This is a genomic window from Pseudomonas sp. TH10 (assembly GCF_016651255.1).
In the GTDB taxonomy this organism is placed as follows: domain Bacteria; phylum Pseudomonadota; class Gammaproteobacteria; order Pseudomonadales; family Pseudomonadaceae; genus Aquipseudomonas.
In genome coordinates this window covers 1-10,589 of sequence record NZ_JAEKEG010000178.1, presented here as the reverse complement: position 1 = coordinate 10,589, position 10,589 = coordinate 1, and the positions used below count along the sequence as shown (strand labels likewise).

Sequence of the window (10,589 nt, the reverse complement as noted above, 5' to 3'; positions counted from 1 at the left end):
CTGCGCCGCGCCAACTGACAACGGCCGAAGTTTCGCGGATCGTCGGTGAGTTCGCCCAAGCGGCGGAAAATGCGATCGAGGCAGGTTTTGATGGCGTGGAAATCCATGGCGCTAATGGCTATCTGTTCGAGCAGTTCATGAATCCGCTGGTCAATGATCGAACCGATCAGTACGCCGCGGATCAGCTGGAAAATCGTCTGCGCTTCACCCTGGAAGTCATCGACGCGGTGGTTGAGCGAATTGGCGCGGGCCGTGTTGGCATTCGTATTTCGCCCTATGGGCAACTGTTCGATATGCCGCTGTATGAGCAGATCGATGAAACCTACACCGCGCTCGCGACCGAGATCGGCGCTCGGAAACTGGCCTATGTTCATGTGATGGATCAGTCCGGATTTCCTGCCCGGGTACCGAGGCTGGCGGTGGTGGCCCGAAAGCGACCTTTATCAATTTGCTCTCGATCATCAAATCAAAACTGCCTGGCACCGCGCTCATTTTGGCCGGCGGTATGTCTCGCCAACGTGCGCAAGACATGATCAATGACTGCATCATCGACCTCGCTGCGTTTGGCACCGCTTACATCAGCAACCCTGATCTGGTGGCGCGCCTGCAGAACAACTGGCCGCTCACCGAAGCCAAGCGCGAAACCTTTTACGGCGGCGCAGCCGAAGGTTACGTCGATTACGCGCCCCATCGAGGGTAAGCAGCCGCGACCTTCCTGTAATGTTGGCAGTCGTCACCGGTATCCGGTGCGGCTGCTTTTTCATACCTGATGCAAAAAGACGCAAGAGGACAATCAGCAGCCGTTCTGGTTTAGTACAGGTCACTGCGCCTTCTGCTGGAGACTTCCCCTATGCACCTCAAAGCGCACCGGTACTTTGCCATGGTCGCCGTGACCGGCAGCTTCTCGGCGACAGCTCGACATTTTCGCGTCCCGGCGTCCTCCGTCTCACGCTTCATCGCGGCGCTGGAGCGGGAGGTGGGCCAGCAGCTGCTGTATCGCAATACTCGGGCAGTCAAGCTGACGGATGCGGGCGAGCGCTATTACGTGCAGATCCGCGAAGTGTTGGAATTGCTGGATGCCGCCAATGAGGAAGTCACTGGCAAGGGTGGCGAGATTCGGGGCCTGGTGCGGATCAACGCGCCGGTTGCGTTCGGCAGTCTGCACATCGTGAAACTGCTGAATGGTCTGTATGACAGGTACCCGCAATTGACGGTTGAACTGACGGTCACCGATGCCTTTATCGATCCGGTTCAAGAGGGCGCAGACATCACCTTTCGGGTGGGGCACCTGGAAGACTCCGGACTGATCGGCCGAAAAATTTGCGACCAGCAATACGTGCTATGCGCTAGCGCAGACTACCTCGCGAAGCATGGGAAACCCGCTTCGCCAGATGATCTGCAGAACCAGGCGTGCCTGGTCTACAAGGGTACCGGTGGGGCGCAGCGCTGGTATTTCCGCAAGCCCGCCAGCAACGAAGTGACAATCATCGAGGTCCATGGCCCGCTCAGAAGCAACAATGCGCAGGTACTGGTAGAAGCGGCGCTCGCAGGGCGGGGATTGTGTTTTTTCCTTCCTGGCTCTTCAGCAGAGAGCTTCATCAACAAGCAACTCATTCAGCTTTTGCCCGATTGGGAAGGGGCGGTCGAGGAGTCGCCCAGCCAGATACATTTGATTTCACCCGAGAATCGACTCCGCTCCCAGAAGGTACGCGTGGTGTGGGACTACTTCATCAGCGCGATTGGCTCTCCTCCTTATTGGGATGATCTCAGTGGGGTTTGAACTGACAGGCAACCTCAATGCGCCGACCATCATGCTCGTCTACGCGGAGATCACCTTGCTGAAATAAGCTTGTAGGGCCATGATCCTTTCTCCCGATGACTTTTTGATCACAGGTGTGCCATATAAATATTCCGTTGGCGCAGACCAATATGTGATTGTGAAACAGGTTGCGCTTCTCGCCGTGACCGTTCGCTACTGGCCGATTACTGCCCTGACGAAAGGCTGTAATCGACCTTATGCGACTCTAATTCGGTTTCCGCCGTAGATCGAGTAGCTGTAAGCGATCAGCGATTAGGGACCTGAACGGTGCTGACTGCCAACGTTTTTGCCGACGATACAGGATCGTCGTCGCCGTGAACCCGCACACCGCCGCGAACATCAGCCAGTAGGCGGGTGATGCCTTGTCGCCGGTGGCCTGGACGAGCAGTGTCGAAATTGCCGGAGTAAAACCGCCAAACACCGCAGTGGCCAAGCTGAAGGCCAGTGAGAACCCGACTACCCGCACGTTCTGTGGCATGACTTCGGTCAGTGCCGCGACCATGGCGCCGTTGTAAATGCCAAAGAAGAATGAGAAGTACAGCAGGACAGCGAGCAGTCGTTCGAAACTCGCCGCCTCTGCCAGCCAGTGCATGGCGGGATAGGCGGTGAAAATGCACAGTAACGATATTGCCAGCAACAGTGGCCGACGGCCAATGCGGTCGGAGAGAGCGCCGCCAATAGGCAGCCAGATAAAGTTGCTGATGCCGACCAGCAGTGTCACAACCAGGCTGTCGGTGGTGCTCAGGTTCAGTACTGTCCTGCCAAACGTCGGGGTGTAGACAGTAATCAGGTAGAACGTGGTGGTGGTCATGGACGCCAGCAAGCCGCCCGCCAGGACGGTGCGCCAGTTGTCACGCATCGAGCGAAACACTTCGCGAGTTGTTGGACGATGGCTGCGAGCAGTGAACGCAGCGGTTTCTTCCAGTGAACGGCGAATAATGAAAATGAACGGGATGATCACGCAGCCAATGAAGAACGGGATACGCCAGCCCCAATCGGCGATTTCAGCGGCTTGCATCGTGGCATTGATCGTGTAGCCCAACGCGGCCGCGACGACGATCGCCACCTGCTGGCTGGCCGATTGCCAACTGGTGTAGAAACCGGTGTGACCGGGGGTAGAAATTTCCGCCAGATACACGGATACACCGCCCATTTCCGCGCCGGCGGAGAAGCCCTGGAGCAGCCTGCCCAACAACACCAGAATTGGTGCCGCCACGCCGATGGTGGCATAGCCCGGTACCAGGGCGATCAATACCGTACCGGCTGCCATGATCGACAGCGTCACGATCAGCCCCTTGCGACGGCCCACCTTGTCGATGTACGCCCCCAGCACAATGGCGCCCAGCGGACGCATCAGGAATCCGGAGCCGAAAACCGCGAAGGTCATCATCAGCGAGGCAAACTCGCTGGTGGCTGGAAAGAAGGTCTGGGAGATGTAGGTCGCGTAGAACCCGAACAGAAAGAAGTCGAACTGCTCGAGAAAATTACCGCTGGTGACCCGCAAGATGGCGCCCAATTTGGACCCCTTGGCTCGGGTTGTTGCCGTTGTCGTTTTCATCATGGCTACCGTTTTGCTCACTATTGTTTTTGGAATGAGTGCTTTAACCGTCAGTCGCTGCCGGCGTTGATCGGATTGGGTTGACGCTTCTCGATGGCGTGTTTGAGCAGCGCTGCGCTGCGGAATATTCCATGGGCGAATTTGCTGTAGGGCATGGTCAGGAAAAACGCCATGACCAGGCCGAGATGGATGGCCAGCATCAAGCCCAAGGCGCTGGTTTCACGCAAAGCCAGTAGGGCCAGACCGCTTGCGCTGACCAGAAACAGCAGCGCAATGAAGCCGCGATCCATGGGTTTCTGGTTCTCGTCTCCGTGAGCAGGATTGCGACGCAGGTTCAGCCAAAGAAGACCCGCCGGGCCGATCAGCAGGCCGATGCCACCGGCAATACCCAGCATCACCGGCAAGCTGAAGATCGGGTAAGGCGCCGACCAGTTCAGCAGATAGTGAAAGAGTGTGGCGACACCGGTGGCGGCGAAGCACAGCATGAAGCCGTAGAAGGTGAGGTGGTGGAATCGGCGTCGCCACAAGGTGAATTGATCGTCGGCGTTGTTGCAGCCTTCGCCGTGGCCACCGTCCAGGTATTTGAGCTTCGCGACGTTGGCCGTAGCCTCCAGTGCAGCGGACGTTTTCAACGGCAGGGGCGCCGCAACCGGTGAAACGTTGCGCCAGAAGCGCCGTACACCCATGGTCAGGGCAAGTACGGCAAAGCCGAACACTGAGCCGAACATCAGGGCCAGGGTGTTATGCGGGAAAATCTTGTAGAAGTCGCCCCCGGGAATGGCCGTGAACAGGTTGCCCATGAGCATCAGGGTCAGGCATAAAAACAACGCCAGCCCCCCACCGGAAGCCAGTGCCAGGGTCAGGCCGTTGCGCTGATACAACCTGCCCATCACCTGCGGCCAAGCGTATTCGGCGTAAGTATCCAGGCGCACTTTGGCCATGGCTTTGGGTATGTTGACTTCGAATTCGTGTGGGGCGGCATACTGGCAGGCGTGCAGGCACGCGCCGCAGTTATGGCACAGGTTCGCCAGGTAGTGGATGTCAGCCTGAGTGAATTCCAGGCGCCGGGTCATCGCCGGAAATACCGCGCAAAAGCCTTCGCAATAACGGCAGGCATTGCAGATGGTCATCTGCCGCTGGACTTCACTTTCGTCAAGATTCAACACCGGGATCAAACCGCCCGACGCTTGGGGATCAAACAGTTGCATGTCGAGACTCCGAGTTTGCAGAGGAAACGCCAAAGCCCACCGACGCGGCCGCCTGCACGCCGGCGATGCGGCCAAACGCGGTACCGATGGCCATGCCGATGCCGGCGGTGTAGCCCTTGCCCAGAACGTTGCCGGCCATCATTTCTCCCGCGACGAACAGGTTGGGGCTCGCTTTGCCGTTGAAATGCACGGCAGCGGTTTCGTCGGTGGCGAGGCCGAGGTAAGTGAACGTGACACCCGGTTTAAGCGGGTAGGCGTAGAAAGGTGGTTTCTTCAATGGCCGCGCCCAATGGGTTTTGGCGGGCGTTAGTCCTTGGGTGTGGCAGTCGTCCAGCGCCGTGTGGTCGAACGTGCCAACGCGGCAGGCGCTGTTGTAGTCCTCGACCGTCTTGACGAATGTTGCTTGAGGCAGCTTCAACTGGCGGGCAAGGTCTTGCAGAGTATTGGCGGTGGTGCCGGGAAAGACCGGCGGCATGAAGCGGCCGATGGCTTGTTGATCGATGATCGAATACGCCTGCTGACCGGGTTGTCCGGCCACCAGACGCCCCCAGATCGCATAACGTTTTGGCCAGAAATCCTCACCTTCGTCGTAGAAGCGCTCGCCATCACGATTGACCACCACACCCAGCGATACGCAGTCGATTCGGGTGCAGATGCCACCGTCGTAGAGTGGCGCGCGGGCATCAATGGCGACCATGTGTGCTTGCGTCGGATCGCCGATCACATCGGCGCCAAGGTCGAGCATGCGCCGCAGCAAAATACCGGTGTTGAATCGGGTGCCCCGGATCAGGAAATTGTCCGATGGCCATTCACCGCGTTCGTTCTGACCCCAGGCTTCGCGCAGCCATTCACGATTGGATTCGAAGCCGCCGGCCGCCAATACGCAGGCCCGGGCTTCAATGCGTTCGGCGGCGAAACGCTGGCCATCGACCTCATGTTCGGCCACATGGGCGGCGACGAATTTCCCCTGATCCAACTCGATGTCGGTCACTTGCGTGTTGTAGCGAACCTTTACACCCAGGCGCTCGGCGCTGCGGAAATACGCATTGACCAGCGCTTTGCCGCCGCCCATAAAAAATGCATTGGTCCGTGCCACGTGCAGCGCGCCGGACAGCGGTGGCTGAAAATGCACGCCGTGTGAACGCATCCAATCCCGGCAAGAGGAAGATGCCCGAATGGCAATGCGTGCAAGCTTTTCATCGGTGAGGCCGCCGGTGACCTTCAACAGGTCTTGCCAGTATTCTTCTTCCGGATAGGCATCGATCAGCACGTCCTGCGGTTCGTCGTGCATGCACCGCAGGTTACGGGTGTGTTGGGAGTTGCCACCGCGCCAGATTTTCGGAGAGGCTTCCAGCAGCATCACGCTGGCGCCCGCTTCTCGCGCCATCAGGGCGGCGCACAAGGCAGCGTTGCCACCCCCTATGATTAAGACATCGATCATTATCGCTCCTCGATTTGCAAGGAAGCGGGAACGAAGTGCTCCTTGCGAGTGGGGAGAACGTTAGGGTGGGGAAGCAGTGGCCGAAAGGCTGCTTTTGACGCGGGGTGTTTAGTTTTTCTAAAGGCTTTTCTCGTCAGGAGAGACTTAGGCGTCCTGGGATTGAAGGAAGATTACGCGTCGACCCCTTCTAGCCACGTAGCGCCAGGCCATTGCTTGTCGAGGACCAACTGTCGCGCCACATCGACTATGACCAACCGCGTTGCCAGCGCCGCCGGAGAGAGTTCGTCATCAGCCAGCGTCGCCAGAAGATTACGCCGGCCCACGTGGGGATCGGCAATCCTGATCAGTGAAAGTCCGGACCCGTCTTTCAATGCAGCGGCCGCCCCGGTTGTATCGTTGCCGCATGACCGGCCCGCACGGCGTTCATCAAAACAGCGAGACCGTCGACTTCCATAATGACATTGGGTGTCAGCCCGACCCGTTCGAACGCGCTCATCAATGCCGAGCGCAATCCATGTTGCGCGCTGGGCATCACCAGCGGCAGGCCGCCGAGGTCTGCTAATTGCACGCTGTCACCAGAAGGCGCTTGGGGCAGGCTGGGCGAGGCGATGACGAACAGCTTTTCATCCAGCAGCGGAGTCACGCTCCAGCGTTTACCCCCTTCCAGCTGAAAGAGGATGGCCAGATCAATTTGCCGTGCGTTGAGCTGCGCCGCCAAGTGGCCGGAAAGCATTTCCACCAAATGCAGTTGTATGTCCGGATAACGCGCACGCATTGCGTTGATCAACGGCAACGCGAGCACCGTCGCGGTGGTCGGTGGTAAGCCAACGCTGACGTAACCGCTCATTCGCCCGCGATGGGCGGCCATGATTGCGTTTTCCGCCTGGCGTAGCGTCAGTTGGGCATGGTGTAAAAACGCAAATCCGGCGCTAGTGGGCGTCACGCCGGTAGAGGTTCGATTCAGGAGGCGAGTGCACAGTTCGCTTTCTAGCTTGGAGATTTGCTGGCTAAGGGCTGAAACGCCAACATCCAGTTCAAGTGCCGCACGCCCCAGGCTGCCAAGCTCGATGATTTTTACGAAATAGCGCAGTTGTCTCAATTCCAATGTGGCTGCTCCCCGCGAATTTGTTATTCGAATACCTGAACGTTTGCCACGCAAGTTACGAAGCCCGAAGAGGCAGCATTGTCGCAGGTTTGGGGTGGCCGTTCAGCACGTGCGCTTTGTCGAGGACTGGTAGCACTTAGCCGATGGCTGCCCGTCGGGACGGGCAGCCATCGACGGGTTATCGGTTGAATCGCTCGACCAGTGAATACTGAATTTTAGCGGTCTGGGTCAGTTCCTTGCTCAGCTCTGCCGAATGCCTGGCCTGTTCAGACGTCTGGTCTGCCAGATTGGCAATGGTCGTGATATTGCGGCTGATTTCCTCGGCTACGGCGGTCTGCTCTTCGGTCGCTGCGGCAATCTGGGTAGTCATGTCCGTGATGTTTGCCACCGCTTCACTGATCCCGACTAATGCTTTATCTGCTTCAAGCACCCACGCCACGCCTTCTTCGGCCTGGCGATGACCGCTTTCCATGGTTTTCACCGCATTGTTCGACGAGACCTGCAGCTTGGAAATCAGCCCGTGGATTTGCGCCGTGGACTCCGTCGTGCGCTGAGCCAACTGGCGCACTTCATCGGCGACTACCGCAAAGCCTCGACCCATGTCGCCCGCTCGCGCAGCTTCGATGGCGGCGTTCAGCGCCAGCAGGTTGGTCTGGTCGGCAATGCCCTTGATCACATCGACTACCGTGCCGATTTCATTGCTGTCCCTGGCCAATTGCGCGACGGTCATCCCGGTTTCACCCACCACCACCGAGAGGCGCTGGATGGCTTCTCGGGTGTCCCGGGCCACTTCGCGTCCACGCCCGGTCAACACATTGGCTTCCTGGGTCGCGTCGGCGGTGCGCTGGACGTGGCTGGCGACTTCCTGTGTGGTGGCGGCCATTTGATTGACTGCGGCCGACACCTGCTCGGTCTCGACCCGTTGGCGGTCGAGCCCACGGGAACTTTCGGTGGCGAGGCCGTCGGATCTGCCGGCCAGGCCAGTCAGTTGTTCCGCCGTATCCTGCAACCGGGTGAGGCACGTCTTGAGCCGGGCGGCCTGGCTGATAAACGCCGTTTCAAGGCTTGCCTGGGGGCCACGTTCGTCGCTGTACATTTTTGCCAGCAACGCGTCGCAGGTTGAGGCTTCAGCCATTTTCAGCAGACGCAGCGCGCCGCGGTTCTGTCGACTCGAGACCCATAGCCCGAGCGGCACCGATACCCCGACAGCCAGAATGATCGCCTCCGACATACCGAGGAACACGCCGCCGCATGCACCCACCAGGCCCATGGTCAACACCGGCAGCCAGGCGAGCAGGGCGGGTTGCCATTGATCACTGACCGGGACGGCCGACTTGCCCAGGCTAAGGCGTTTATAGAGCGCTTCGGCGCGACGGATCTGCTCGGCCGTCGGCTTGACCCTGACCGATTCATAGCCCACAACCTCTTGCCCCTGGAAAATCGGCGTGACGTAGGCGTTGACCCAGTAGTGGTCACCGTTTTTCGAGCGATTCTTGACGATGCCCATCCACGGCTTGCCAAGCTTGAGCGCACCCCACATATGCGCAAAGACGGCGGAAGGCACGTCGGGGTGGCGAACGATGTTTTGAGGCGCGCCGATCAGGTCGGATTTGTTAAAACCGCTGACTTCGACGAAGGCGTCATTGCAGTACGTGATGACGCCCCGTGCATCCGTTGTCGAGATGAGTTTTTGTTGAGGCCCAAGGGCAACCTCGCGCTGCGTAACCGGTTGATTGTTTCTCATCTGTATTGCTCCTATGCCCTAAGCCATGGACATCGGCTGCAATATGAGAAAGGTTAATGAGTCATGCTAAAAAGGCAGGTCATGCGTCCGGAAAGAGGGGGCTTAGACACTGCTAGTGACCAAAAACGGGCTTCCGGCGAAGCGTCTATTTTTGCCGATAGTGCCTCAGGCAGTATCCGACCCAATGGGGACGCTGACCAGCCTCTGGTTAAGCCCGTCCCTGTGAGCGAAGCGAACGGTTTGAACCGGTCTTCATGCATGTTTTGTTAGCCGTTTTTTTAAGTGATACAGGTTGGTCCCGATTGGTCGATCCTCAAGAACACCATAAATCTCGTATCCATGCTGTTCATAGAACTGTTTAGCGTCAAAGGTTTTTAGGAATGCAACTTCTGCCCCTTTGCTGACGCCAATCGTTTCTGCTTTTTCCAATAGCTTAGAGCCTACTTTTCTCCCGCGATGCGATTCCTTCACCCAAAACGTGTCAATTTCCAAGCCATTCCAGTAACAATTACAGCTTATTGCACCGATGTAGTCGCCTGTTTCATCGTGTGCAACCACCATAAATTTTTTATCTTCCGACTCTGGCTGTAGATTGGGATATTGAATTCGAAGATATTCTGTAAACCTATTGTCCAGAGCTTTTTGATCCTGTTCTGTTGGAGAATCCAACGTATCAATCTTGATTTCCATCTATTGCTCCGTTCATTCAACTCTTAGGTGCTTTCACTGCTGAAAAGCGGTGGGCGAGCTTTGCTGCTCAAATCTCTCGCTGACGAAATCGATGAACACCCGGGTCTTGGCTGGCATAAGTGAGCGGGTGGCGAAGTACATGGCAATGGTTCCCGCATCGGCGTACCAGTCCGGGACCAGGCGCAATAGATCTCCTCGCTCTATCCAGCGCTGCACATCCGCCACCACGAGGAATCCGACACCGAGTCCAAGCAGGACTGCCTCGCGCATGGCGGCAGGGTCGTTGACGATAAAGCTTTCCCGCACACGGGCAGCCATTTCCACGCCGCGTTTGTCACGCATACTCCAGTGCCGGACACGGCCAGTACGACCGGAGCGCATGACGATTCCTTCCAGGTCTTCGAGTGCTCCCGGATTCATCGGTAGTGTTCTTCCACGCATGAAGGCTGGCGAAGCGACTGCAATAACATGAGCGGGGGCCAGTGGGCGGGAGATCACACCTTGGGCCAGTTCAAACCCTCCTCCAATAGCCACGTCGAACCCTTCGGCAATCAGATCGACTTGCCTGTTCTCGAAATGCCATTCAGGACGAATCAGCGGGTACTTGGCCAGAAACTCCGGGAGTAATGGCAATATCTGGCTGATACCAAAGGTGGGTGCCATGCTTACTTTCAATAGGCCGGCCGGTTCGCCTTGATCTGTCGCGACTGAGTTGATGGCATTTTGCAGGGCGTCCAGGTGACCGCCAATGGACGCCAGAAAGTGCTCGCCGGCTTCGGTCAGCGTCAATTTTCGAGTCGACCGATGAAACAATCGTACGCCGATGTTTCGCTCAAGGATGGCTACATTACGACTGACAGCGGCAGGGGTTAGCGCCAGTTGACGTGCAGCGGCCGAAAAACTGCCAGTCTCTGCACTGCGGGCGAAACACTCGAGGTTGGCCAGCGTTTCCATGGGTCACCTGATACTGATGCTTGAAAATGATTCAAGTCATTACACTCTAATCAATTGATCTTCACGAGGC

At 57.8% G+C, this 10,589-nt stretch carries 8 protein-coding genes and 2 pseudogenes; 3 read left to right on the top strand and 7 right to left on the bottom strand.

What is annotated here, in order from left to right; all coding sequences use genetic code 11:
- The 3 genes and pseudogenes from JFT80_RS23570 to JFT80_RS23565 form a co-directional block, all read left to right on the top strand.
- Positions 1-533: pseudogene (locus tag JFT80_RS23570) on the top strand (hypothetical protein); the annotation flags it as partial.
- Positions 530-700, top strand: a complete 171-nt coding sequence (locus tag JFT80_RS24690) for a hypothetical protein (RefSeq protein WP_242483037.1) — start codon at positions 530-532, stop codon at positions 698-700. The pseudogene JFT80_RS23570 and the gene JFT80_RS24690, both read left to right, overlap by 4 nt.
- Before the next feature lie 150 nt (positions 701-850).
- Positions 851-1,780, top strand: a complete 930-nt coding sequence (locus JFT80_RS23565) for a LysR family transcriptional regulator (protein ID WP_201149789.1) — start codon at positions 851-853, stop codon at positions 1,778-1,780.
- Between the two features lie 244 nt (positions 1,781-2,024).
- On the opposite strand, the gene JFT80_RS23560 is transcribed toward JFT80_RS23565, so the two are convergent.
- The 7 genes and pseudogenes from JFT80_RS23560 to JFT80_RS23530 form a co-directional block, all read right to left on the bottom strand.
- On the bottom strand, positions 2,025-3,380 hold the full coding sequence (locus JFT80_RS23560) for an MFS transporter (protein ID WP_242483036.1): 1,356 nt from the start codon (positions 3,378-3,380) through the stop codon (positions 2,025-2,027).
- Between the two features lie 47 nt (positions 3,381-3,427).
- On the bottom strand, positions 3,428-4,585 hold the full coding sequence (tcuB, locus tag JFT80_RS23555; protein ID WP_122838569.1) for a tricarballylate utilization 4Fe-4S protein TcuB: 1,158 nt from the start codon (positions 4,583-4,585) through the stop codon (positions 3,428-3,430).
- Positions 4,572-6,026 carry an FAD-dependent tricarballylate dehydrogenase TcuA gene (gene tcuA, locus JFT80_RS23550; protein WP_201149787.1) on the bottom strand — a complete coding sequence of 485 codons (1,455 nt, stop codon included), beginning with the start codon at positions 6,024-6,026 and terminating at the stop codon, positions 4,572-4,574. The genes tcuB and tcuA overlap by 14 nt, the downstream gene beginning before the upstream one ends.
- 170 nt (positions 6,027-6,196) lie before the next feature.
- Positions 6,197-7,131 (bottom strand): annotated as a pseudogene (locus JFT80_RS23545) (LysR substrate-binding domain-containing protein).
- Positions 7,132-7,309: 178 nt separating this feature from the next.
- On the bottom strand, positions 7,310-8,815 hold the full coding sequence (locus JFT80_RS23540; RefSeq protein WP_374091461.1) for a methyl-accepting chemotaxis protein: 1,506 nt from the start codon (positions 8,813-8,815) through the stop codon (positions 7,310-7,312).
- A gap of 312 nt (positions 8,816-9,127) precedes the next feature.
- On the bottom strand, positions 9,128-9,565 hold the full coding sequence (locus JFT80_RS23535) for a GNAT family N-acetyltransferase (protein ID WP_201149785.1): 438 nt from the start codon (positions 9,563-9,565) through the stop codon (positions 9,128-9,130).
- 33 nt (positions 9,566-9,598) lie between these two features.
- The gene (locus JFT80_RS23530; RefSeq protein ID WP_201149784.1) at positions 9,599-10,519 is read right to left on the bottom strand and encodes a LysR family transcriptional regulator; all 921 of its coding nucleotides are present in this window, start codon (positions 10,517-10,519) and stop codon (positions 9,599-9,601) included.
- Positions 10,520-10,589: the final 70 nt, after the last annotated feature.